Annotated in this window: 10 protein-coding genes and 1 tRNA gene; 4 read left to right on the top strand and 7 right to left on the bottom strand. The window is 65.8% G+C overall.

Annotated elements, in window-relative coordinates:
• Positions 1–3: 3 nt before the first annotated feature.
• Positions 4–1,599 carry an FAD-binding oxidoreductase gene (locus PQT43_RS27845; RefSeq protein WP_267268331.1) on the bottom strand — a complete coding sequence of 532 codons (1,596 nt, stop codon included), beginning with the start codon at positions 1,597–1,599 and terminating at the stop codon, positions 4–6.
• A gap of 176 nt (positions 1,600–1,775) precedes the next feature.
• Here PQT43_RS27845 and PQT43_RS27840 point away from each other — a divergent pair, with 176 nt between their 5' ends.
• Together PQT43_RS27840 and PQT43_RS27835 are read left to right on the top strand one after the other, a co-directional pair.
• Positions 1,776–2,480, top strand: coding sequence for a hypothetical protein (locus tag PQT43_RS27840; RefSeq protein WP_272755199.1), 705 nt, complete (start codon positions 1,776–1,778; stop codon positions 2,478–2,480).
• A 169-nt stretch (positions 2,481–2,649) separates the two neighbouring features.
• Positions 2,650–2,724 (top strand) — tRNA-Gln (locus tag PQT43_RS27835).
• A 125-nt stretch (positions 2,725–2,849) separates the two neighbouring features.
• Here the strand turns inward: PQT43_RS27835 and PQT43_RS27830 are convergent.
• Positions 2,850–4,103, bottom strand: a complete 1,254-nt coding sequence (locus PQT43_RS27830) for a HEAT repeat domain-containing protein (RefSeq protein ID WP_253085703.1) — start codon at positions 4,101–4,103, stop codon at positions 2,850–2,852.
• A gap of 270 nt (positions 4,104–4,373) precedes the next feature.
• Positions 4,374–5,297, bottom strand: a complete 924-nt coding sequence (locus PQT43_RS27825; protein ID WP_272755198.1) for a LysR family transcriptional regulator — start codon at positions 5,295–5,297, stop codon at positions 4,374–4,376.
• A gap of 124 nt (positions 5,298–5,421) precedes the next feature.
• Between PQT43_RS27825 and PQT43_RS27820 the strand changes: the two genes are divergently transcribed.
• Positions 5,422–6,627, top strand: coding sequence for an MFS transporter (locus tag PQT43_RS27820; RefSeq protein ID WP_272755196.1), 1,206 nt, complete (start codon positions 5,422–5,424; stop codon positions 6,625–6,627).
• A 90-nt stretch (positions 6,628–6,717) separates the two neighbouring features.
• Positions 6,718–7,170: a hypothetical protein gene (locus PQT43_RS27815; protein WP_110596895.1), complete on the top strand. Its 453-nt coding sequence runs from the start codon at positions 6,718–6,720 to the stop codon at positions 7,168–7,170.
• 105 nt (positions 7,171–7,275) lie between these two features.
• Here the strand turns inward: PQT43_RS27815 and PQT43_RS27810 are convergent, their stop codons facing one another.
• The 4 genes from PQT43_RS27810 to gspE form a co-directional block, all read right to left on the bottom strand.
• A complete protein-coding gene (locus PQT43_RS27810) occupies positions 7,276–19,656 on the bottom strand; it encodes a filamentous haemagglutinin family protein (protein ID WP_272755193.1) in 12,381 nt (4,126 codons plus the stop codon).
• Between the two features lie 260 nt (positions 19,657–19,916).
• Entirely contained in the window at positions 19,917–21,074 is a 1,158-nt protein-coding gene (locus tag PQT43_RS27805) for a substrate-binding domain-containing protein (RefSeq protein ID WP_272755191.1), read from the bottom strand.
• Between the two features lie 548 nt (positions 21,075–21,622).
• The gene (gspF, locus tag PQT43_RS27800) at positions 21,623–22,834 is read right to left on the bottom strand and encodes a type II secretion system inner membrane protein GspF (RefSeq protein ID WP_102863338.1); all 1,212 of its coding nucleotides are present in this window, start codon (positions 22,832–22,834) and stop codon (positions 21,623–21,625) included.
• Positions 22,834–24,264: a type II secretion system ATPase GspE gene (gspE, locus tag PQT43_RS27795; protein ID WP_123390513.1), complete on the bottom strand. Its 1,431-nt coding sequence runs from the start codon at positions 24,262–24,264 to the stop codon at positions 22,834–22,836. Before gspE ends, gspF begins: the two co-directional genes overlap by 1 nt.
• Between the last annotated feature and the right edge of the window lie 676 nt (positions 24,265–24,940).

Here is a 24,940-nt window from a genome sequence, read left to right as displayed (position 1 = left end):
GCGTCACTGCTCCAGCAGGGTGCCGGGGTTGAGGCGCCCGGCGGGATCGAAGTGGCGGCTCAAGGCCTGCAGGGTGTCGATGGCCAGCGCGCCCTTCTCCCGCCGCAGGTACGGCGCATGGTCCTTGCCCACCCCGTGCTGGTGGCTGATGGTGCCGTGGTGATTGACGATGGTCTGGCTGGCGGCGTGCTTGAGGGCCTGCCAGCGCGCCAGGGTCGCCGGGTAGTGGGCGTCGGGGCGGAATACGTAAGTGGTGTAGATGCTCGACCCTTCGCCATAGACGTGGGACAGGTGGGTGAACACATGCACCTGCTCGCCCTCGGCGGCCAGGCCATCACGCAGGCTGCCCTCGATGCGTTGCAACAGGCGGTCAACGTTGCTCCAGTCGGTGGCGGTTTCCAGGGTGTCCACCAGGTAGCCGGCGTTCCACAGGCTTTCGCGCAGGTAGGGAAAGCGAAAGCGGTTCTGCGCCCACTTCTTGCCCAGCAACGTCCCGGTAAAGACTCCGCCAAACCCCTTGAGCTGGCGCCGGGCGTGACGCAGGGACAAGGCGTTCTGCTGGCGATTGCCGGTCACGCCGAAGGTCAGCAGGCACTTGCCCGGCCCCGCGCCGCGCAGGGCCAGGTATTTTTCCAGCCAGGCGATCTGCGTGGGATGGCCGGCCAGGGCCAATTGGGTTTCGGTCTCCAGGGCATTGGACAGGCGCAGCATCGACAGCGGCACCCGGGCCTGGGCCAGGGCACGCACCGCTTGCAGCGCCTGGGTCCAGTCCGGCAGGAACACCCCATAGAAGCGCTCGTCATCCGGCAAGCGGCTGACCCTGACCTTGACCTCGGAAATGATCCCGAAGCGCCCTTCGCTGCCCAGTACCACTTCCCGCAGATCCGGCCCGGCCGCAGACGCCGGAAAGGTCGCGATGGGCATCGGCCCGGCAAAGGTTTCCAGGGTGCCCCCGGCGAACAGCTGCTCGATGCGCCCATAGCGCAGCGACTGCTGGCCACTGGAGCGGCTGGCCACCCAGCCCCCGAGGGTCGACAGCTCCCAGGACTGGGGGAAGTGCCCCAGGGTGTAACCCCGGGCGCGCAGCTGGCTCTCCACCTGCGGGCCACTGGCCCCAGGGCCGAAGGTCGCCAGCTGGCTGTCTTCGTCCAGTTCCAGCAGGCGGCTCATGCGCGCCAGGGACACCGTCAGCACCGGCCGCTCCGACCAGCCCGGATTGATGTGCCCGGCAACCGAGGTGCCGCCGCCGTAGGGAATCAGGCACAGGTCCCGGTCCTCGGCCAGGGCCAGCAACTGGCGGATCTGCTCGGCGGTTTCCGGAAAGGCCACGGCATCCGGATAGACCCCCAGCTCGCCTTCGCGCAGGGCCAGCCAGTCCGGCAGGCTCTGGCCGCGGGCATGCAGCAGGCGCTCCTGGGGATCGATGCAATACAGCGGGTGGGCAGCAAGGCGTGAGGCCGGCACCTTGGCCAGCGCCTGTTCCAGAGTCGCCTCCGGCAAGCGGCGCCCCGGGCCCAGGCGCTCGGCGAGAAACCCCGCGCCCTGGGCCGGCAATTCGACCACCGTGGATGCATCCCCCCAGCCGTTCCAGCGTCGCATACGTGTGTCCTTGTGCTGTTCTTATAGGTCTTGCTTCAGGCTCCCTATACTAGTGCGCGGCTGAACGCTGTCACGGTCGCATCGCGCCAGAGGATGTAGCCGATTGAGTCAGGCGCAGGTGACATCCGGCGCCAGTTACCGAAGAATCCTCCCCTCCCCATCACAGGCTCGCGTCCATGCCGGCATCCCTGAAAACCTGCGCCCCGCTGTTCTGGTCCACCGACCTGGGCATCGACTACGGCGCGCCGACCTTGCACCTGCACGACTTGCTGCCCGTGGTGGGCGAGGAACACTCGGCCTTCTTCCAGCACCGGGACGGCATCCTGATCGGCGAAACCCTGCAACTGATCTGGTGCCCGCCGGTTGCTGACCTCAATGGCTGGAACGAACAGCCTTCGGAAATTGCCCTGAGCCAGCTGCTGCAGGTCCGGATCACCGGCCCGGCGCCCGAGCCGCCAGCACCACGCAATGCCATCCACCATGGCCGGCCGAGGTACCGCTTCCTGGTCCTGTCCTGCCAGCCACTGCCGGCGGCCCTGCGCGCCCAACCGCTGGCACAGGACGCCTGGTCCATGCCGCTGATCGAGAGCCAACAAGGTAGCTGCCTGACCTGGGATGCCATCCATGACTGTGGTCGCGCCGAGGTCCAGGGGCTGATCTACCTCAGCGCCTACCGCCGCGACGAAACCTATATGGAAATCTTCCTCGAAGCCGTGGGCGAGCAACTGTTTGGGCTGTTTTCGGTGCACCTTGGTCCCGGGGGTGACGACTATGAATTGGGCCGCCGCGCCCTTGAAGGCGCAGAGTTGCGGGCCATCCGCCGCGCCCTGGACAGGGCCCAACCCTTGATGGATTCACAGGCCGCTTACCTGGCGAGCTGAGCCCTACCGATAGCAAAAGAACACTGAAAAAGACTAAGCAGCTGTTTTCAAACTCATTTTTTTGCTTTTGGGGCTTCACAGCCCGCGCAGAAATTGATAAATTTGCGCCCGTTCTTGCAGCGGCCCTCCCCGGACCGGCATTCAAAGCAAGTAACGTCGCAACAGCTACAGGGGCGTCGCCAAGCGGTAAGGCAGCAGGTTTTGATCCTGCCATGCGTTGGTTCGAATCCAGCCGCCCCTGCCATTTTTCTTCATCGCTATACCTTTAGATTATCTACGCGTATTTCAGTCTCAAGACTGGAGTGAACAACTCCCCGTCTGTTAATGACTTTTCGTCCCGGCGTACGTCGTTGCAATAAATCGAATAAGTCATTCAGCTGCCGACTGGACGGTCTTGAGCAGTTCCGAAGTCATCTCGTCACTTGGCTCCATCGCCAACACGCCGTCTATTGCGGATCGCCGCTGCGCCTGGTCAGCCAATGGCATTGCCTGAGTGAGGACCCAAAGCAAATTACGCTGCCCCTCAGCACTGGATTGTGGGAACTGTTGAATTGCTGCGGGAATGGCACGCGGATCCTTGAGATTGACCACTACGTTGGTGGCAAACGACTGGATAGTCTCATCTTTATTGGTTGATGCCTTGACCAGCGCCGTCATATCTTCGTCGTCAACAAGAGTCTTCAAATCTGCCTCTTGCCCGGCCTGGGACTCAGTAATCTCATTGAGAGAAACAAGGGCACCAAGCGTTGTGCGATAACTGCTATCCGCCTTTCTGACTTCGTTCAACAATGGTTTCACTGCCGGCGTGCCCAACTTGCCAAGTTCAGTGCGCGCGTCACGTCGCACATTGGTGCTATCGGAACTCAGATTCTCGATAAGGCGGTCGATACCCACGGCCTCGGCGGATGTAGTGACGGGAGCGGATTCGGTAGCGTTGGCAGTCGGCCAGAAGGACCAGTTTAAATCACCACTATCAACAGAGGCTTGAGCAAGATTGCCTCCTGTGCGGGCTGGACCACGGCATGGCCCTACATTGGCGATCACGTTATTGGCTCCATCACGAAGGCTGGCCTCAGCAGCACTGTAAGTCCATTGAAGCGTATCTCCAGACCCCAAGTGAGGGAGTAACAAAGAGCTATCGATGCAACTGAATATTTGCTCCATACCACCGATATTAACAATAAGCTTCAATTTTTTACGGTTAATATTCTTATCAAAAACAACGAAGTCGTAGCTATTTTTGAGTCGAGATCCAAAAAAATCGTTATCTCCTTCAAATGTCATAACGGCCTGCCTGGTATCATTTCCTTCGATCATCACGCGCAAGTAGCGCCCATCCATATTATTGAGTACCACAAAGAAAATACCGATTGCCAGAGCAGCTGACCCCACAACAGTCAATGATTGACCTGGGATGCTAAGCCTGGCCGTAGAACCAAAGGCACCAAGAATTATTCCTATACCTGCACAAAACATGAATACTTTCAAAGAAAAATTGCTCAGGTGCATCACTTCGAATGCCGCACCTATACCAATCATTACCAGCCCCATTACAAGTGCCGAATAAAAAATCGGCCCAAGTTTAGTTGACTGACTGCCATCCATATTATTATCTTTTTCCATGATAGCTCCGGACTGCCGAAATAGTATTGTTAACACCACTCAACTCAACAACCCAATGAGTACTCAACACCTCCTAAAGTGGCGACTAGCACAAAGCTAGTAGGCCTCCAAGATCTTGTCCAGCCCCAACTTAAGACAAGATCAACGACTAAGCGATTAAAAAACCAAACCACTCTACAAGTTACTGTTTAACCTCCAGAAACTCTGGATAACCAGAGCATGCCCGAAAGAAAACAGCCCCATTTGAGGAAAGTACTCCTTTTAAAGCCGCTATGGCTTGCCATTAGCCAGCATCAAACAGGCGTCCAGCGTTTCTATTAATGCACTGACCTTGGGCAACCCCTGCCGGCTTTTCAGCCACAGCAGATGAATCGCCTGCCCTTCGCTGGCCCACTGCGGCAGCACTTCGACCAGGGTGCCTTGCGCCAGCTGCTGCTTGACCAGCCACGAAGGCAATTGCGCGATGCCGTAACCGTCCAGCACGGTCATCAACAGCCCCTCGCCATCCCCCACCACGCAACTGGCGGACATGACCCGGCGCTCGCTCTCGCCCGGACGCCCGGTCGCAAAGTTCCAGGGGCTGACCCGGCCGTCCACCCAGCCATAGGCAATGCACTGGTGCCGTTCCAGGTCCTGGTCGGTCAGCGGCGTGCCATGGCGCCGCAAGTAATCGGGAGAGGCGCAGAACAGGTGCCACTCACGGCCCAGGCAGCGATGCCCCAGTGCCGCCGGCCACAGCTCCGAACCACCGAGGCGCACGGCAATGTCCACGCCGGCTTCGAGGGGGTCGATGGCGGAATCGGAAAAGGTGATGTGCGGCTGCAAGCCGGGGTGTTCCCGGGCAAACCGCAACACGGCAGCCAGTACCTGGGAGCGGCCAAAGGTCCCGGGCAGATCGATGCGCACCCGCCCCCGCAGCTCGGTGTGTTCCGCGTTCAGCGCCAGCTCGGCCTCTTCCAGATCGGCCAGCACACCGCTGCAGGTGCGGTAGAAAGCCGTCCCCGCGTCGGTCAGCGCCAGGCTTCGAGTGGTGCGCTGGAACAGCCGCGCCTGCAACCGCCCTTCCAGCCGGGCAATGGCCTTGCTGACTGCCGAGGCCGTGAGGTTGAGGCGCTCGGCGGCGGCCTTGAAGCTGCCGCAGTCGGCGACGCAGACAAATACATCGATCCCCTTCAAGCGCTCGGAAGAAAACATCGGTGCCTCGCATTCATGAATCTGATTCCATTCATTGGGTAAAAATCATCATAAAACAGAATCAGATTCCCCAGTAAGCTGGCTGGCATTCTTCCAAGACCCTGCTACAGACGATGAGGCACGGATGCTGCGCACCCTGAAAGGCTACCCAAAGGCGATCAACCTGCTGCTCACCGGCACCCTGGTGCTGACCCTGGCCCGGGCCATCACCCTGCCCTATCTGGTGATCTACCTGAACAGTGCTTTCGGCCTGCCGGTCAGCGACATCGGCCTGGTGATCGGCAGCAGCCTGATCCTCGGTTCGCTGCTGAGCCTGTATGGCGGATTCCTGGTGGACAGGACTCCCAGCCACCGCCTGATCCTCGGCTGCTGTGCGCTGTTCACCCTGGGTTTTGTCGGCACCTTCGCCGCCCGCCAGCTGTGGCTGTTCTACTTGTGCCTGGTGCTGATCAACCTGGCCTACGCGGTGATCGACATCGCGATCAAGGCCGGCTTTGCCCAGCGCCTGCCGGTGGAGCAACGCAGCGAAGCCTTCTCGATCAAGTACACCCTGACCAACATCGGCTACGCCGTGGGCCCGTTTCTCGGCGCCGGGCTGGCGCACCTGAGTATCAGCCTGCCGTTCCTGATATCCGCCGCCCTGGGCGCCGGGTTCCTGGCAATCCACCACATCTGGGGCGACAGACAGCTGGATGCCACTGGCGCCACATCCACGCCACTCTCCTTCCTGACCCTGGGCAAACAGCTGCTGCGGGACTACCGCCTGGTGTGCTTCACCCTCGGCGGCCTGCTCAGCGCCGTGGTCTTTGGCCAGTTCTCGGCCTACCTCTCGCAGTACCTGGTGGTCACCACGTCCCCGGAGGCCACCTACCGCATCATCAGCACCCTGGTGGCGACCAACGCCCTGCTGGTGATCGCCTTGCAGTACAGCATTGGCCGCAGGATTTCCACGCGCCATCTGAACCGCTGGCTGGCAACCGGGCTGGGGCTGTTCCTGCTGGGGATCAGCGGGTTTGGCCTGTCCACCAGCCTGCCGCTGTGGGTACTGTCGATGGTGGTGTTCACCCTGGGGGAAATCATCGTGTTTCCCGCCGAGTACATGTTCATCGACCTGATCGCCCCTGAGCCGTTGCGGGGCCTGTACTACGGCGCCCAGAACCTCTCCAGCCTCGGCGGCGCCCTGGGCCCGATACTCTGCGGCATGGTCCTGGCCAGCCAGCCGGCGCACTGGATCTTCTACATGCTGGGAGCGTTCATAGTCGCCGGTGGGCTGTTCTACTGCCTGGGCGCGGCCAACTTGAGCCAGCCTGTAGCCAGGGAGGCGGATTGAAGCTTGATCCTGTGCTGGCGCGGCCAGCAGATTCACACCCACCACCTTCCGCACGTTCCTCTTTGCACCCCCAACAAAGAGGAATACCCGATGAAAAACACCGACCTCAGCCAACTCATCCTCAGCGACCACGCCCGCATCGAAGCCGCCATCAGCACTGGCGCTGCCTGGGAAGTGTGGTTTCAAGTGGAGTTTCTGATGCTGCTGCGTTCGGCCCATGTGGCCGCCGCCCGCGAAGTGCCCTATCCCAATCCGAATTCAGGCCTGCGCCTGGACGTGCTGGCCCAGCAAAACGGTGAGAACTACGCCATTGAGCTGAAAGTGGAAAGTGCCACCAACGCCGGCAACAAGCTGCTGGCCGAAACCCAGAAGGACATCGAAAAACTCACCAAGTACACCAGCCCCGTCGCGGCACGCTGGGCTGTGGCCGTGGGGTACAGCGACGTCGCCAAACGTGGCTTGCGGGACTTCGCCAACGCCCACAACACCCGGGTCATCTACCAGGAATCCGGCGCCATAGGCTGCATGATCGCCACGGTTTGACCACCCGCTGCAAAACGGCCCCGCCACGGCGGGGCCGTCGCTGCCCAGGGCTATACGCCCCCTGGGCAGCACCTTCATCCCACGCCTTGCTACCACGAGAGAACCTTACAGCGTCAGTTGCCCACGCTCCTCATCGGTCAGGCGCGCCCGGGCCTGTTCGCTCAAGGGCCCGGCCCCCAGGACCTGCACCGGGCTGTCGGGGTTGTAGCCCGGGGCGCGGCTGGCTTCTTCACGCTGGCGTTGCACCGGTTCGGAACCAAAGCCCAGCACTTCCACGGTGACGATGGACGCCCGGCCCTGCTTGGCTGCCGCCTGCTGATTGCGCGCCGCGTCCTCCGCTGCCTGGGACGCCGCCGAACCCGCGGCACTGGCCGAGCTCATGGCGCCAGTGTTGACCGCCGCCGTGACCGGCACCCCGGACGACTTGCCCTGGGTCTGGATGTTCGCCGCGTTGACCACTCGCAGGGCGGCGATGTTGACGTTGCCCGAGACCCGGATACCCGCCTCGCCGGCATCGATGGTGCCCAGGGGCGCGATCAGGTCGATGTCGCCGGCCGCCACCTCGGGAATCGGGTTGAGGGTGGCAATCCCCGCCCCGGTGCTGGGCACCGACGGCGACAGGCTGACATTGCCCCAGGTGTCGTAGACCCGCTTGGGCGGGGTGTAGACCACGGTGGTTTTGGAGCCCCGGCCGGCGTTGATGTCGCCCGCCGCCGACCAGCCCATGATCGAGCCGCCGAAGGTGGTCATGATCCGGCTCTGGCCCAGGAGGATGCTGCCCAGGGAGTACAGCTGGATGTCCCCCGCGCCCTGGGTGATGACCCCGGCCGAGGCCGGCGGCGCCGTGCCTTCGATGCCGAAGGTCTGGTGGCCACCCGGGGTCAGCATCTGGATATTGCCGCCGAAATCGGTGTGCACCCCCGCACCGCCGAACAGGGTGATATCGCCCTTGTAGGTGATCGGGTTACCGGCCACATCGGTACTCGGGAACAGCCCGGCAATCGCCGCCCGGCCCCGGGCGTAGCTGCCCTGGCGTATCCCGCCGTCCTGGGTGTACTCGCGGCCGGCGGCCTTGAGCTCGGCAAAATACACATCCCGGGCAAACACCCGCTGCTGCTCCGCCGGCAAGGCCGCGTAGTAGGCCCGGGCCTGGCTGCTGTCGCCGACAAAGCCGAAGCGCTGGGCCAGCCAGTCCACCAGCTCACCCTCGTAGGTCTTGGCCACCTTGCCCGCCGAGAGGCTTTCGCCAGGCTGAGCCAGGCGGCTCGGGTCCAGATAGGCCTCGACAAAGCGTCGATAATCCGGGCCGCTGGCACCGACCCCGGCCTGCATCACGATGCTCGCCCCGGGACGGCTGTCCCCCGCCGCCACGGCGCCGAGGCTGGTGACGCTGACCCGATCTTCCATGAGGATGTTGCGCCCCGCGGTCAGCTCCAGGGTCCCGGGGCCGGCAACGTTGAAGCTGCTGTAGAGAATGTCGCGCCCGGCACTGGCGATGGAGATGTCGCTGGGGTTGTGGTGCACGAACAGGTTGCCGCTGAAGGTGTATTCGCCATAGGTGCTGTTGCCGCCCTTGGCCCCGCCAAGACCGGTGCCGCTGCTGACGATGTCCTGGCCGGCCTTCATCCAGACTGCGCCACCGCCTTCATAGTAGGTCTGCCCCAGGCGTGGGTCGGACGCCGTGGTGAGGGTCAGGACGCGGCCGCTGCTGACCCCCAGCAAGTCGCCGTTGATGGCATAGAACCGCGACGGCTCGGTGTTGCCCGCCCACTGGTTGGTCGCCGTGTTGGGGCCGAAGGCAAACAGCGGGAACACCCCGCCGCGGGCCCGGTTGCCATCGGCGGAGAGATTGCCGCTGGCCGCCAGGGGAATCCCTTCCAGGGTCGCGCTGGTGGCCATGAAGGCTGGGTGCTCGGGGGTCGCCAGCGCCTGCGCCGAGGCGCTGGAGCGGCTGACGGTCAACTCGCCACCGTAGATCGAGTCACCGGCCAGCAGCTGCAACTGGCCGTTCAGCGAAGGCGCCAGCACCAGTGCCGCCGGAACCACCGCCGCCCCTGTCTCATACAGGCTGGATTGGCCGTAGTAGAGGCTGCCGCTGGCCGCCACGGCGCGCAGGGTCGGCGGGTAGACGGTGGCCATGTCGGTTTCCGTGCCCCTGGTCAACGGCGTGAGGTTGCCCCCGGCCGAGTACAGGTCGATGGCGCTGCGCTCGGTCCACAGGGAGAACCAGCTCTGGCCGATGCCGGTGGCCCCGCTGGCGCTCTGGTAGGCCCAGCCATTGGCCAGGGGCGCGCGCCCGGGGTCGGCCACGGTCTGCAGCACCAGGTCGCCACGGGTCGACAGGCTGAAGGTGGCATCGCCCGGCATCAGGGTCATGCCGCCTGCGGCCACCGCCAGGGTCGCCCGCTGCGGCTCGAAGGCCCGGGTTTCGCTGCGGCTCTGGTCCGCCGCCTGGGCGCCGTAGTGCAGGTCCAGGCTGCCCAGGGCCGCGCTGCTCAGTTGCGCATGGCCGCGCAGGTTCACCAGGGCGCCGTTGAACACGCCAAAGCCGACCTGGCTGTAGGGGTTGACCTGCCCGCCGACGCGCAGGGTCAGGTCGCCACCGCCGGTCACTTGCCGGCTGCCATCGGCGGCCACCCGGCCGGTGCTGCCCACCGCCAGGATCAGCCCGGTGCTGCGCGGGTTGACGTAGCTGGCGTAGACCGGCGCCGCCATGGGCGCCAGGGCACCGGCATCACCGCCGACCTCGACCTCCAGGTTGCCGCCGCCCAGGGTGCCGAAGCCGGTGAAGCCGACCATCTGATCGGCGCCGCCGGCGCTGTTGGCGGTGTAGGTGCCGAAGTTGATCCACCAGGCGGTGTCCCGCGCCACGCCGCCGCTCAGGTCGTTGCCCTGGCGCCACAGCCAGTTGCCCACGTTGCTGGAGTCGTTGCCGGTGTCGCTGGCCACCGGGCGGCCCGGGGGCAGTTGGTTGGGCAGGGTCACGATGTTGCCGCCGAGGTTCGCCCCGACCTTGATCCGCAGGTTGCCGCCGCCGTCCGGGTACCAGGCCCGGTAGACACTGCCAGCGCCACCGTCCACCAGGGACTCGTAGCCGCCAGCGACGTTGTTCAGCACTTTCTGGCCGTTGCCTCCCCGCGCCAGGTTGTACGGATCGCTGGCCGAGGTGGCACTGGAGGAGGTGCCGGCGGTGTACACGCCGAACAGCGAATCCATGCTCAGGTTGCCCGCCGCCAGCAGGTCGAGGTCGGCGGCACCGGTGCGCACAACGCTGAAACGGGTGCTGCTGGGCACCAGGGTGTAGGAATCGCCAACGGCGCAGTAGCTGGGGGTGTTATCACACAGCGCAGGGTCACCGAACTCGTCGAAGTTGACCGGCTGGCCGACCATGCTGTCGTCGCCGAAGAAGTCCAGGGAGCCCTCTTCGGTCCAGACATACTGCGCCTGGCCGAACATCCCGTAATGGCTGTCCGCTAGGTGCAGGTTGCCGGCCGTGGGCTGGCTCTGCAGCACGCGGCTGTCGGCCGCCGCGGTATCGGCCCCGGCCACCAGGCGCAGGGACCAGGACTGTGCACCCTCTGTCAGCATCGGCGCGATGGCCCAGAGCTTGCCCTGGCGCCCGCCGTTCTCCGGCCGCAACAGCACCGAGGCCACCCCGCCCGGCAGCTTGATATCGGTGCCCGACGGAATCAGCGCCCCACGGGACAGTTCTTTGCCACCGTCGAGCACCACCAGGTTACGCGCCCCGGCTACGCCCGGCAGGGGCACGCCCTTGGGCCAGGTCAGGGCATTCACCGCGGTATTGGCGGTCAGCAGGGTGCCGGCCTCCAGCACGCTGCCCGGGTTCAGGGTCAGGCTCTGGTTCAACAGGGTGCCGGCGGCGAACAGCAGCGTACCGTTGCTGTCGCGCACCGCGGCGGCCAGCACCGTGCCCGCTGGCAGCACCAGGCTCTCGCTGAGGGTCGCCGCCACTGGCAGGCGCGTGCCCTGCGGCAGGGTCAGGGCCTTGATCGGCAAGTCGTAGTTGAGGGTGCTGCCACCGGGGAACAGGGTGCCATCGGCCAGGGACAGGCCGCCCCCCGGAATCACGATATCGCCACCGGTGAAGTCGATGCCGGCCCGCAAAATCCAGCCATTGTCGTCATCGGTGCCCGGCGGCGGCGCGAAACCATCGTTGATGCTGCCGTAGACGTTCAGGTCGCCACCGGCGCGCAGGCTCAGGCTGCCCACTTCACCGGAGCCGTAGACGTTGTCGTCCTTCTGGGTGTGGGGGTTGAGGCTGGCGTAACGGTAGCCGGACAGGTCCAGGTCGCCCTGCACCACCAGGTCGCCGTCGGCGGTCTTGCTGACGATCTGCACCCCGGGCCGCAGGTGCAAGGCATCGGCGTAGGTGGCGTTGTTCAGGCCGGCCAGCTTGTTGTGCAGCAGGTCGTTGTTCTGCAGCGCAGCGTTGATAAAGGCAGTGCTTTGCAGGTGCTTGGCATCCAGGTAGGCCTGGGTGATCTCCTGGTAAGGACGCCCGCTGGCGGTGGCGTCGGTTTTTTCCGTGGCATCGTCGTAGCTGATCATGCCGTTGACCGCGATCGAGCGCGCACCCTGGATATCCAGGCGGCCACGGGCATCGATGTCGATGTCATTGCTGCTCTGGTCCGCCTGGACGATGCGCGGCGCGTTCAGCTCCAGGGTGCCGCGGCTGCGGCCGTCGTTCTGCCCCGGGGCGCTGCCCGACGCCACATCGGTGCCGTGGCGCAGGTCGATGCGTGCGCCGTCGGCCAGGGTCAGGCGGCCCTGGCCCGAGCTCAGGACCACGCTGGCGCGGTTCGGCGAATCGATGATCTTGCCGAAGCTGTCGACCCGCAGCGTGCTGCCGTGGGCATCCAGCAGCGCGCCGCTGTCCAGGGTCAGGCCCTGGCTGGCCGCCAGGTTGATGCTGCCGACCCGAGCGCCACTGGCGTCCACCCGCCCGGTGACTCGCAGGCTGCCGTGGTCCAACGAGACGTTGACGCTGCTGGCCTTGACCCCGTCGCCAATGCTCAGGTCGCCCTGCTTGAGCTGGAAGCTGCGGGCGCCAAAGACCTGTCCCTGGTTCAGGCGCTGGTTGAGGGCGGCGAACTGCTCGTCCAGGCTGCCGCTGCTGCCCAGGTGCTGGGCCTGGATTTCCACCGCGCCGCCGAGGAACGGCACCAGGGTGCCGCCGGCATCGTACTGGCCACTGCTGCCGCCGAGGATGCTGCCCGCCAGGTCGACCCGCCCGGCCGCGCTGTCCAGAGCCACCACCCGCAGCTTGCCGGCCTGGTTGTGGCTGGCCGAAAGATCAATGGTCGAGCCGGCCGCCTGCAGCACGTTGCCGCTGCGGCTTTGCAGCAGCACTTCGCCGCCGGCGCCGTATCGGGTCAGGTCGTTGAACGCGATGGCGCGACCGGCCACATCGACCCGCGCCGCGTCGGTCAGCAGCACATCGCCACGGGCGCCCAGGGTCACCTTGCCGCTGGGCAGGACCACGGCGCTGGCCAGACGGATGCTGTCGCCCTGCAGGGACAGTTCCGCGCCCTGGCCATTGGCCGCGCCACGGGGGCCCGCCGAGGCACCGATGTCGATGGCGCCACCGGCAGTGATGCGGTTCACCGAGCCGGCCTCGCCAGTCATCAGCGGGGTGAGGATATTCAGGTTGCCGCCACTGTAGGCAAAGCCGCTGAGCGGGTCGAAGGCGCCCTGGCTCTGGTAGACCGCCAGGCTGCCCTTGTGGTTGGCGGTGATGCGCTGGCTGGCATTCAGGTTGACGTTGGCAAAGCCCAGGGCCAGGCGGTCGAAGCTCTGGGTGGTGCTGGGCTGGGCGAAGGCGCCGTAGCCGAACTCGATGCGCTCGGCGTCGATCGCAAGACGCCCGCTGCCGGTCCCGGCCCCTCCGGCCACCACCGCCCCGGCCGGGGTCACGGCGCCCTGCCAGATCAGGTTGGCGGTGTGGATGCTGGCCACGTCATTGGCCCCGCCCGCGCCGTAGATCGCCGGAGTGGAGAGCATCAGGTTGCTCAGCAGCGACTTGCCGGTCAGCGGGTCGTAGGTGTCCAGGGTGGCGCTGCCGTAGAAGTTGAAACCATCCCGCGCCGAGAGCTGCAGGGTCTCCAGGGCCGGCGCACCGAACTGGGTGTCGCCGCGCAGCAGGCGGTCCAGTACCTGCTGGGTCAGGGTCATGCCACTGGGCAGGCGGTTGCCCGCCGCCGCGGCCGCCAGGGCTTCGGGGCTGCCGACATTGATGTTGTTCAGGCCCAGGTTCAGGTGGCGGGTGCCGTAGCGCACCTGATCGCCCAGTTCGAAGGTGTTGTCGGTCAGGGCGACGATGCTGCCGTCGGAATACAGCGCGGTCTGCCCGCTGCAGGGCGCGCTGGCGCAGGAACCGACCTTGATGCCGCCGCTGCTTTGCCCGCCGGCCTGGACCTTGCTGATGACATTGAGCAGGCCATTGGACACCGCCAGCATATTGGCCACCTGGTAGGTGAAGCCGTCCCGGGCGTCATAGCTGGCCTTGCCGCGACCCAGGGTGTTGATCGAGGCGCCCTGCTCCAGGACGATCTCGCCGCTGTTGCTCACCAGGAACACTTCCGGCGCGGCCAGGGTCACGCCTTCGCGCAAGGTGATGGAGCCCTTGGGCGTGTTGATGCCTTCGGCCAGGGTGATGTAGTTGCCGCCCTGGCCGTATTTGACCAGCGTCAGGCCACCGAGCATCAGCCGCGCCGCGCCCAGGGTATTGAGGCTGTCCGCGTCCAGGGTGACGCCGCTGAAGCCGCTGGTGGCCGACTTGCCGGTGGCCACCACTTCAATGCCGCCGCTGCCCATGTTCAAGATCGCCACGGTGCCGCCGTAGCCGCCCTGGGCGGCGTCGAAGCGACCGATGCCGCGGAAGGAGAAGGCCTCCGCCCCGGCCCCCGCTTGCAGCGCCAGCTTCAGGGTCTTGGCGTCCACCGGCAGCATCGGCCGGGGCACCCCGAGGCGCGCCGCATCGGCCAGGGCGAACTGGGCGTAGCCGGTTTCGTTGTACTGGGAATAGCGCCGCAGGGTATCGGCCGAGGTCAGGATCAACTGGCTGGCCACGCTGTTGCTGATCCCGGTGTTGGCGATCGACAGGCGCCCGGCGGTGGACCAGGAGCCATTGCGCAGCTGCTGGGCCGCGCTTTCGCTGCCAAGCCCGGCCAAGCCGTTGATTTCGACGCGAAAGGCCCCCGGCATCAGCGCATAGGTGGACGGCATCAGGGTGTAGGTGCCCGCCGCCAGCCCCGGCACGCCACTGCCGATGGTGATCTGCTGGCCGATCAACGGGTCCACCGCGCCGCCTTCCGGGGCCACCGGCGCATAGCCCGGCTGTGCCCCGGGGACAATGGCGTAGATCGGGTTACTGCCCAGGCCCGGCAGGATGAAGCTGCCGTTGGCGCCGATCTGCACCAGCGGGCTGTAGCGCGCATCGGTGGAACCGCCGCGCCCGGAAATGAACCCGGCCCCCAGCAGCTCGCCGCCACCGGACAGGTCCACGGTGGCATTGGGTTGCACCTGCACCGACTGGCCGCCGAGGATCACCCCGACGCTCAGGTCGCTGTTCTCATTCACCAGGGCACCCTGGCCGAGGAAGGTCACGGTCTTGCCGTTGTACTTGTAGACCTGACCGTCGACGGTGCCGCCGTAAGGCAATACCAGGCCCTTGCCGCTGACCGAGGTCAGGCTGCCGGGCAGCAACTCCACCTGGCTGGCGCCCAGGTTGCCGATCTCGATCAGGCCCAGGGGCGCACGGATCACCCCGCCCTGCTTGATGCTGGCCGCGCCCAGTTGCAGGCGGCCGAAGGCCGAGTACGGCACCGCCGGGTCGCCATTACCGGTGCGGCCGATGGTCAGGGTACGGCTGGGGTCGAAGTTGATGCGGGTGCCGGAGATATCGTTGAGGTAACCGGCAATCACCCGGGCCCCGACCTCGGTGGCCGGGTACAGCTGCGCGGCCCGCAGGGTCATGTCGCCCTGGGTCAGCAACTGGGTGCTGATGCCCTTGGCGATCACATCGGCACCGGCCCCGGCGAGGAAACGCATATCGCCCTGGCTGGTCAGTTGCACATCGTCGAAGCCACGGCGCTCGACGCTCAGCAGGCTGTTGTCGGCCTGGCGCAAGCTGCCCTTGCTGCCGAACACCACGTTGCCGCGCACATCGATCAGGTTGGCGCTGGCGTTGAACTGGGCCTGGGTGCCCCGTTGCGACGGCGTGCCGGTGGACACCGGCCGCAGGTACTGGTCCTTGGCTTCCAGTGGCGCGAGGATGCCCGCCAGCAACAGGTAGGGCGCCGACAGATTGACCCGGGCGTTGGCCGCGGCACTCTCGCTCAGGTTCAGCGCGCCGCTGTACAGGCGCAGGCTCTGGCCCATGTTCAGCGACACATCGCCGTCGAAGCTCAGCAGGCCGTTGCTCAGCAGCGCCAGATTGTCGAAACCGCCAGCCGTGACCTGATCCACCCCGAGGCGGCCATGGCCGTACTCCAGGCTGGCGGCTGCGGCGTCGGCGCTGGCGGGTAGCCCACTGCCCTGGTGGACCTGGCTGAGCACCAGCTCCCGCGCCTTGAGCACCCGGTCGTTGACCGCGTTCTTGATGTAGTACGGGCTTTCCAGGGCCAGGGACAAGGTGCCACCCGCCACGCCGGCGCCCCCGGCCCGGGCGACGAAGCTGCCGTCCAGGTACAGGCCGTTGTTGGAGGCGAAGCTGATGCTGCCACCGTTGCTGGCCACCTGCACCCGGCCCTGGCCGGGAATGTCCAGGGCCGCCTGGGCCCCGGAAGCGTCAAGACGCGCACCGTCGCGCACCACCACAAACAGGTCGCTGGCCTTGGCAATGCCGCTGGCCAGGTCGATCTCGCCGCCGATGGCGATCTTGCCGCCATTGCGCACCTGACCGTAAAGGCGCCCGCGATTGTCCACCGCGCTCACCGCCCGCGCCGCCACGTCGATCAGCGCCTGCTCGCCGACCCAGATCGAACGCCCGTGACCGGCGGCATTGGCGGCCTCGGAACTGGCCACGGTCAAACCACCGAGGCTGACGCTGCCACCCCAGGCATTGAGGGTGCCGTTCATCGTCAGTTGACCGACGCTGCGCAGGTTGATGGCCTGCCCCGGGTCGACACTGATCACCGCGCCCTGCCCCACGGTCAACGCCGTGGTGGCCAACTGGGCAGCCGTGGAGTACTGATTACCGGCGCTCAGGGTCAACCCGGCGCCACGGCGCTGGGTCAGCACGCCCTTGGCCGCGTCCTGCTGGTACAGGTCCGGCAGCCAGGGCTGCAGAACGCTGGCCGGATCGCTGCCAGTGGCACTGCTGCCAGCCTGGGCTCCGAAGCGGTAGACCGGCATCTTGACCTCGACCTGGGCGCCGTCGGCCACCGTCAGGCCTTCATTGCCGGTGATGTCGTAGGCACCGAAACCCTTGTTGAAGAAGTCCCCCGCCAGTTGCAAGGTTCCGGCTTGCGGGGCCACGTCCTTGGCGCCGATCAGCACCTTGTGCGCCTGCAGGGCCAGGGTGCCGCCACCGTTGACTCCATGGCCGTGCAGCTCGCCCTTGAGGTCGAGCTGGCCGTCGGCGGCCAGGGTCACGTCGCCGCCCTTGCCACCGCTGGCCTTGCCGTCATAGCCGAGGCTGGCGCCGGAGCTGGCATCCACCAGGGTGCCGTTGCCCAGGTTGAGGTCGCCGCTGCTGCGCAACGACAGCTTGCCACCGTTGATAAAGGCCAGGCCGCTGCTGTCCGACGGGTCCAGGGCCAGGTTGCTCCAGCGTCCGCTGACATCCAGCTTGACCCCATCGGCCACATTGACCCGGGCCTGGGCGCCGCCGCTGGGCGCGAGGATCACATCGCCGACCACGAAGTTGCGGTTCACATCCACCTGGTTCAGCACGTTGCCGGCGTTGATGCTGCCGCCGTGGGCCGTGAGGTTGGCGTTGAGCTGGACCTGGGGGCCGAACAGAGTGATGTCGCCACCGTGCGCCACCTGCAGCGCGCCGTTGACCTGAATCTGCTGTTTGGCGCCGACCTTGATCGCCCCCAACTGGAAGCCGTTGAGGGTGTCGCTGTCGAGCACCAGCTGGCCCTGGCGGTTGGCCGGCAGGGCTGTGGTGAGGTCCAGGCCGGCGGCAATCTGCTGCTGGTTGGCCTCGATCAGCACCTTGTCCACGGTCGGGCTCAGGGCATGGCGCAGGGTGCCGCTGGCCTTGTTGTAGATCGGCGTGTAGTTGCCAATGATCAGTTGCGCGCGCTGGGCCGCGGCCTTGTGCGATTGCTGGTAGCCGTCGAGGTTGACGTTGGGCGCCTGGGTCTGGCGGTCGCCCTTGAACACTTCGCTGACCAGCTGGCCTTCAAGCACTGCATTGCCGGTGCCGATCACCAGCTTGCCGGCGTCGCGGCCCACGGTATAACCGGCCTCGTAGCGGCGCTGCTGGGCAATCAGCGGGTTGTAGTAGTAATCGGTGCGGCCCCAGCGCGGGCTGCTGTCCACGTAGCCCTTGTAGATGCCGGTGTAGAGCAAATCCCCCGGGGCCCGGGACAGCTCGTACAGGCGCCCGTCAACGCCCTTGAGCCAGGTCTGCTGGATGTAGCCGGCCTGCACGTCGACGGTGCCGCCGGACAGGTTCAACTGGGCCCCAGACTGGGTCACCACCTCCTTGCCGGTGAAGGTCAGGGTGCCGCCCTGGGCCATCCACTCGCCAATGTTGTGGCCCTGGGTGCCCAGGTAGCCGCCCACTTCCAGCAGGCCGCCGGCGGTGTACCAGCGATCGGTGGCATAGCCGTTGGTGCCCGCCGGAACGAACACCAGCTCGCGCAGGTCGACCCAGACGTCGTTGTTGATCAACTGGCCGCTGTCGCGGTTGCCCGCCGAGTCGCGCTGCTCGTTGCCCTGGACGTTGATCTTGATGGTGTTGGACTCCATCGCCACCTTGACCCCGACCGCGCCGGCCACGTCGATCACCGCACCGTCGCGCACCAGGCTGCGCTGCCCGGCACTGACCGCCACCTGGCCACCGGTGGCCAGGGTGATGGAGCCGTTCTGGAAGTCCACGCTGCCGCCGCTGACGATCTCCACCCGCGACTGGTCGCTGCGGTCGGCCACGCTGCTCAAGTTGTTGAACTGCCCGGTGATCAGGTTGGTCGGGGTGCCGTCGAGGTTGATCAGGCCATTGTTGCGCTGGCTGTCCAGGGCGGTGTTGCCACTGCTGTCCAGCAGGATCGCGGTGGTGCTGCCCTGCCCCAGGGTCACGCTGCCGGTGCTGTCGCTGGCGGCGTTGAGCAAATGGATGGTGCCGCGGGTGTCCACCGAGGTGCTGGCCAGGGCCACGCCGTTCTGTTGCACCCGGTGCCCGGTCAGGGTGATGTCGCCGGTGGACGCCATGATCAGGCCAGTGTTGTTGACCGTGCCCGCCGTGCTGCCGGGCTTGAGCGAGGTGGCGACCTCGTTGCCCCGTGTCGTCGAGTGCTGGTTGCCGCTGGTGCCGACCCCGCGGCGGATGTAGAAACTGTCGCCGGCAGCCAGGGTGGTCTGGCCCTTGGCGGTGACGATGGTGCCGGCGTTTTCCACTTCCGACCCCAGCAGCAAGGCGTAGCCACCGGACTCGGTGGAGCTGGCCGCCGGGTGGGTCTGGATCAGCGCACCGCGCTGCACCTGGACCTTGCCCAGGGCATCGGTGAAGGTCGGCTGGGTGCCGTTGGCGTCCACATAAAGGCCTTGCTTGGTGAACTGCTCGTCGCTGATGGTGGCCGCAGCCGCCACCAGGTTGCGCACGTTGACCTGGCTGGTGCCGCTGAAGATCACCCCGTTGCGGTTCATGATCATCACCGTACCGGCGCCCTTGATCTGGCCCTGGATCTCGCTGGGCCGACCGTTGGGGTCGTTGACCTTGTTCAGCAGCGCCCAGTTGGACTGCTGCTGGAAATCCACGGTGGTGTTGCGCCCGACGTTAAAGGTCTCCCAGTTGAGAATGGCTTTGTCGGCGGTCTGTTCGATGGTCACCGTGGTCTTGCCGCCGGACTGGCTCTGCACCGGACCCTTGGCGTTGATCCAGCCCTGGGCCAGGCTGTTGTCGACCTTGAGCCCGCCCTGGCCGAGGCCATCGGGAATCTGGCTCACCGTGCCGAACGCCGCCTGACGCGCTGCGGCCTGGGCCGCCTGCTGGGCGGCAATGGCGGCGACGCTGGCGTTGAGATTGCTCAAGGAACGCTGCAACTGCTGGTTGGCACGGGTCTGCTGGGACAACGACGGAATCCCCGGCACCTGGCCGTTGGTGCGCGCGGCGGTGGCGGCCTGGGACGCGCCCTTGGCGGCAAACCAGCCGGAACTGAAGGCCGTGGCGCCATGGGCACTGCCCGCCACCATCAGCAAGGCAATGGCCTGGGCCAGGGGCTTGAGCCGCAGGCTCGGCATCTCGCCATCAAGGCGCAGGGCTGGGGATTTGACCGGTGGTTTGCAGCGAACCATGACTACTCATCCTTTGTTATGACGCCCACGGGAGCGCGACGCTGATAGGGCCCAGGGCACGCGTCACTGCTTTAGGGGATAGGCCGTTGGCGCGGGGCGCGACCGAACGGATGTCACGGAAAATTCATCTAGCGGGTGTCACTGGCTGTGCGCAGGGCGTAAGCCCGCTGGATGCGCGCTCTGAACAGATGCTGGATGAAAAAATCAGCAACGACCGAAACCGTTGCTGATCGGGTGTTGCCGCTCGGTGGGGTTCGCCGTTACAGCGGACGACCGATGTTGTTGCAGACGTTGGTGTTGCCGATGCTCAGGGTGTTGGAAGCGGTCACGAAGGTGGTGCGGATCGCGGTTTTCCAAGCGGTAGGCAGTGGTACGAAACGGTTGGCGGTGATGGCCGCGTCGTTGTTGGTGGTCGCGCCGTAGTGACGGGCGAAGAAGTTACGTACCTGGGTGCTCTGAGTGGCGTCGGCATAGCACTGGCTGAAGATCAGGTTGGTGAAGCCCAGGATTGGGTAGCCAGTATCGGGATAAGGCACGGTGCCGGTCGCGCCGGCCTTGCCGAAGACAGGTACCCACTTGTCCGGATTGCCGCGATCGGCCGCAGCTGGAACCGGAACGCCACCGATGGCGGCGGAAACGTTGGCAGGTGCAGGCGAAACGCCGGCCACCTTGGCCACCTTGGTGGCGTCGTCCAGACCGGCCAGGCTTGGCGCGGCGTAGTCCGGGCTCATGTAGGTGATGCGGCCGTCGCCGGCGTTCAGGGCATCCATCACGCCTTGGCTGCCCACTGCGGCCACAGCGCCGGCAGGCAGGCCACCGGTGTAGCTGGTAGCGAAGTTGGTGGTCACGCCGAAGGTGCCGGTCTCGGCGCATTTGGCGTTCAGGAAGCGGGTGAACAGCTCGGTGGTGCCGCTGCTTTCGTTGCGGTAAACCACGGTGATGGTGCCAGTACGGCCTGAACCGGCGATCTGGCTCCAGTCGGAAACACGGCCGGAGAACACGCCGCACAGGTCATTGACGCTCAGGTTGACCGCAGCAGTGCCGGCCTTGTTGAACGGAATGGCAACCGAAGTGGCCACCGAAGGCACCTGGATCAGTTTGCCCCAGGCCGCTTCGTGACCGGTGGCGTAGGCGCTCAGTTCAGCGGCAGAGAGCTTGGAATCGCTACCGGCCCAGTGCACGTTCTTGCCGGTAGTGCCGGCCACGAACTTGGTGTAGTCGTTGTTCAGGAAGGCAGCCTTGCCGTTGCCGCTGCCTACGCCGATGTAGGGAGCGAAGCCGGCGGTCAGTACGCCAGCGGTCTGGTACAGCGGTTGTGGCAGGGTGGCGCCACCGCCGTTGATATCAGCCAGGGCAGCCTGTGCCGAGCACAGGGCAGCCAGGGTCAGGGATGCCGCGAGAACGTTGCGCTTAAACATGAAGAATCTCCTTTCGTCGTGTTCGTACGTTGGGTGAATAGCTCTTGCATGACGCCATGGCACTCGGGCCAGAAGCCTTGATCCAGAGGGCTTGAGGGGTGAGGCCATGGAGAGAGAAGTTCGCAGCTTCCGGTGACAGATAAAGGAAAAAACCTCGGGAGAAACCGACTGTTTTGGCAAAAGATTCTCGGGTGTTTGGCGCCGTTTTCCGGGCCTTTCCCGGGTAGGTGAGCGCCAGGTTGCCCGAGCTGGCGCCGGCATCGCTCTGCAAGCGCCGAAGCTAGTGCAGACAGCGCCGGAACATGACAGAACAAGGAACCCGAGCTTGGCCGATTGCCGGGTCGGGAGTGAGGCAGGCCGCGTGAAATTTTCCAGCTGCCCTGCGCTTCGGACCACACCTTCGCTACGCCCCTCGTAGGAGCCGGCTTGCCGGCGAAGGGGCCCGCGAGACCTGCATCGCCGGGGCCGACGCCTTCGCTAGCAAGCCAGCTCCTACGGACCGGCCCAGACCGGGCCGGACGGGGTCAGGTCCGGTCGGGTTGTGCGGTTCAAGTGACCAACTGGTTGATCTCGATGATCGGCAGCATCACCGCCATCACGATCACCAGCACCACACCGCCCATGACCACGATCATCAGCGGTTCGAGCAACGCGGTCATGCCCATGGCCCGGCGTTCGATATCCCGCGACAGGGTCAGGGCCGCCCGCTCCAGCATCGGCGGCAAGGCCCCGGTCTTTTCACCACTGGCGATCAGGTGGATCAGCACCGGCGGGAAGACTTTCTCCACCCGCAGCGCAGCCGCGAGGTTGGCCCCCTCGCGCACCTTGGCCGTGGCCTCGCTGACGCTCTGGCTCAGGCGGTCGTTGGACAGGGTCTGGCGCGCCGCGTCCAGGGCCCGCAGCAGCGGCACCCCGGCGCCACTGAGAATCGCCAGGGTCGAGGCGAAACGCGCGGTGTTCAACCCCAGGACAAAACGCCCGAACAGCGGCAGGCGCAGAATCCGGCTGTGCCAGCTCAAGCGTGCCCGGGGGTTGCGCAGGTACAGCCGCCACCCCCAGAACCCCGCCACCAGGGCGCCGAAACACTGGATGCCCCAGGCACGAATGAAGTCGCTGGCATTGAGCATGGCCAGGGTCAGCCCCGGCAGATCCTGGCGGGCCTGGGAAAAGGCGCTGACCACCTGGGGCACCACATAACTGAGCAGAAAGATCACGATGCCGATGGACACCAGGCCCACCACCCCGGGGTAGATAAAGGCAGTGAGGATCTTGCCCCGCAGGCCGTTGCGCTCCTCGATATAGTCCGCCAGCCGCTCCATGACCTGGGCCAGGTCGCCGGACTCTTCACCTGCGGCAATCAGTGCCCGGTAGATTTCCGGAAAGTCCCGGGGACGCGCCGCCAGAGCCTCGGCCAGGCGCATGCCGCTGCGCACATCCGCGCGCACCGCGCTCAGGGTCTGGGCGATGTGCTTGCGCTCGGCCTGCTCCACCGTGGCGCTGAGCGCCGCCTCCAGAGGCAGGCTGGCCCCCAGCAGGCTGGCCAGCTGGCGCGTGGCCCAGGCCAGGTCGTTGTCGCTGAGCCTGGGGCTGAAGAGCCCCCCAGCTGCGCCGCTGCCTGGGTTGCTGTCCAGTTGCACCTGCAGTGCGGTCAGGCCGCGGCTGCGCAGGCTGGCGAAAGCCGCGCCCTGGCTGTCGGCTTCCAGGTGGCCGGACTCGATCTTGCCGAGGGCGTCGGCGGCTTCGTAGCGATAGCGATTCATCAGGCGTCCCGTGTCACACGTAGGATTTCTTCCGGTGCGGTGGCGCCGCTGCGTACCCAGCGCTCGCCATCCTCACGCATGCTCAGCATCCCCGCCCGCCGCGCTGCTGCCCGCAGGGCCTGCTCGTCAGCGCCCTGGTGGATCAGGCTGCGGATGTCATCGTCGATGCAGAACAGCTCATGAATCCCGGTGCGGCCGCTGTAGCCAATGTGGTTGCAGGCCGGGCAACCCACCGGGTGCCAGGTGCCGGGATTGGCCGGATCAGCTTGCTTGCACTGGTTGCACAAGCGCCGCACCAGCCGCTGGGCCAGCACCCCGAGCATCGACGAGGCCAACAGGAACGGCTCCACCCCCATGTCGATCAGGCGGTTGACCGCCGACACCGCGTCGTTGGTGTGCAGGGTGGCCAGCACCAAGTGCCCGGTAAGCGAGGCCTGGACCGCGATCTGCGCGGTTTCCAGGTCGCGGATCTCGCCGATCATGATCACGTCCGGGTCCTGGCGCAGGATCGCCCGCAGCGCCAGGGCGAAGGTCATGTCGATCTTGGCGTTGACCTGGATCTGGCTGATGCCCGGCAGGTCGTATTCCACCGGGTCCTCGACGGTGAGGATATTGCTGGTGCTGGCATCCAGCCGGGCCAGGGCGGCGTAGAGGCTGGTGGTCTTGCCGCTGCCGGTGGGCCCGGTGACCAGGACGATGCCGTGGGGCTGGCGGATCAGGCCATCCAGACGCGCCAGCAGGTCCGGGTCCATGCCCAGGGTTTCCAGTTGCAGGCGCCCGGCCTGCTTGTCCAGCAGCCGCATCACCACCCGCTCGCCATGGCCGGTGGGCACCGTGGACACCCGAATGTCGATGGGCCGCCCGGCCACCCGCAAGGCGATGCGCCCGTCCTGGGGCAAGCGTTTTTCGGCGATATCCAACTGGGCCATGATCTTGATCCGCGACACCAGCGCCCCGTGCAGCGCCTTGCGCGGCGAGACCACATCGCGCAGGGTGCCGTCGACCCGGTAGCGCACCACCGAGTGGGTTTCAAAGGGCTCGATATGAATATCACTGGCCTCGTCCCGCGCGGCCTGGGTGAGCAAGGCGTTGATCATGCGGATCACCGGGGCGCCGTCCTGGGTGTCCAGCAGGTCGGTGATTTCCGGCATGTCCTGCATCAGGCGGTCCAGGTCCACCTCATTCTCCGCGGCCCCGACCACCGCTGCGGCGCTGCCGGTGTCGGCGTAGGCCGTGGCCAACAGACCGTCGAGTTCGTCGTCGCGGATGCGCTCCAGGCGTGCGGGGCCGAACTGGCGGCGGGCTTCGCTGATGGACCAGCCGGGGGTCGAGGGGCAGACCAGCAGGGTGGCGCCCTGCTCGCTGTGGCGCAGGAGAATGCGTTGGGATTTGGCCCAGGCGTAGGGGAGCTGGAGGGGCTGAGTGGGCATTGTTTGGGTCTCCTGATTGGGGGGCATATCCGTTGCTGCGGTCACGGCCACTTATGGTTTCGCTCTTACAGCCATCCCTTTCAAGGTCTTTGGAAAAAGCCCCAAAGCATGATCATTTTTTGACCAAAAGAGATGCTGGCTGAGCTAAATTCAACTCGTTTTTTTCTTAATTTCATCCTGGAATTGGCGTAGGACGCGATTTAGGCAAAGACCTTGAAAGGGATGGCTCTTACAGCGACTCACTTTTGAAAATCCGGAATGCCGGCCCAGACAAAAGTAAGCAAAACGCTCTGCCCCTCCACTCGGTGCCTCGCCTAGGCTCGGCATGCCCTCACTCCGGCATTGATCCGTGGGCCGCCGCCACCGGCCATCCATGGCCGGGTGGCGGCTAACCCGGCATCCCTGCCGGGTTACCCACGGCTCAATGCCTGCGTTCGGCCATCGTGGTTAACGGGGCGTTCAGATCAAGATCAAGATCAAGAGCCAGACGGCGGCCTTGCGGCCGGCCTGAAGCTAGGGGGCGTGCGTTTCTGTAGGAGCTGCGGTGGTTGGGCCTCCGTGGGAGCTGGCTTGCCAGCGAAGGCGCCCGCCCAGGCGCTGCAGGTCTTGCGGGGCTCTTCGCCGGCGAGTCGGCGCCTGACCTGACGGAATGGATCAACAAGGTGGGCAATGAGGC

Source organism: Pseudomonas sp. BLCC-B112 (assembly GCF_028550695.1).
Lineage (GTDB): Bacteria > Pseudomonadota > Gammaproteobacteria > Pseudomonadales > Pseudomonadaceae > Aquipseudomonas > Aquipseudomonas danubii.
This window is presented reverse-complemented; position numbering and strand designations above follow the sequence as displayed.

What these genes read in the sequence shown, in the direction of transcription:
- PQT43_RS27820 (WP_272755196.1), top strand. Translation starts at nt 5,422, where the DNA reads ATGCTGCGCACCCTGAAAGGCTACCCAAAGGCGATCAACCTGCTGCTC.
- gspE (WP_123390513.1), bottom strand. Translation starts at nt 24,264, where the DNA reads ATGCCCACTCAGCCCCTCCAGCTCCCCTACGCCTGGGCCAAATCCCAA.
- PQT43_RS27810 (WP_272755193.1), bottom strand. Translation starts at nt 19,656, where the DNA reads ATGGTTCGCTGCAAACCACCGGTCAAATCCCCAGCCCTGCGCCTTGAT.
- PQT43_RS27845 (WP_267268331.1), bottom strand. Translation starts at nt 1,599, where the DNA reads ATGCGACGCTGGAACGGCTGGGGGGATGCATCCACGGTGGTCGAATTG.
- PQT43_RS27815 (WP_110596895.1), top strand. Translation starts at nt 6,718, where the DNA reads ATGAAAAACACCGACCTCAGCCAACTCATCCTCAGCGACCACGCCCGC.
- PQT43_RS27805 (WP_272755191.1), bottom strand. Translation starts at nt 21,074, where the DNA reads ATGTTTAAGCGCAACGTTCTCGCGGCATCCCTGACCCTGGCTGCCCTG.
- PQT43_RS27825 (WP_272755198.1), bottom strand. Translation starts at nt 5,297, where the DNA reads ATGTTTTCTTCCGAGCGCTTGAAGGGGATCGATGTATTTGTCTGCGTC.
- gspF (WP_102863338.1), bottom strand. Translation starts at nt 22,834, where the DNA reads ATGAATCGCTATCGCTACGAAGCCGCCGACGCCCTCGGCAAGATCGAG.
- PQT43_RS27840 (WP_272755199.1), top strand. Translation starts at nt 1,776, where the DNA reads ATGCCGGCATCCCTGAAAACCTGCGCCCCGCTGTTCTGGTCCACCGAC.
- PQT43_RS27830 (WP_253085703.1), bottom strand. Translation starts at nt 4,103, where the DNA reads ATGGAAAAAGATAATAATATGGATGGCAGTCAGTCAACTAAACTTGGG.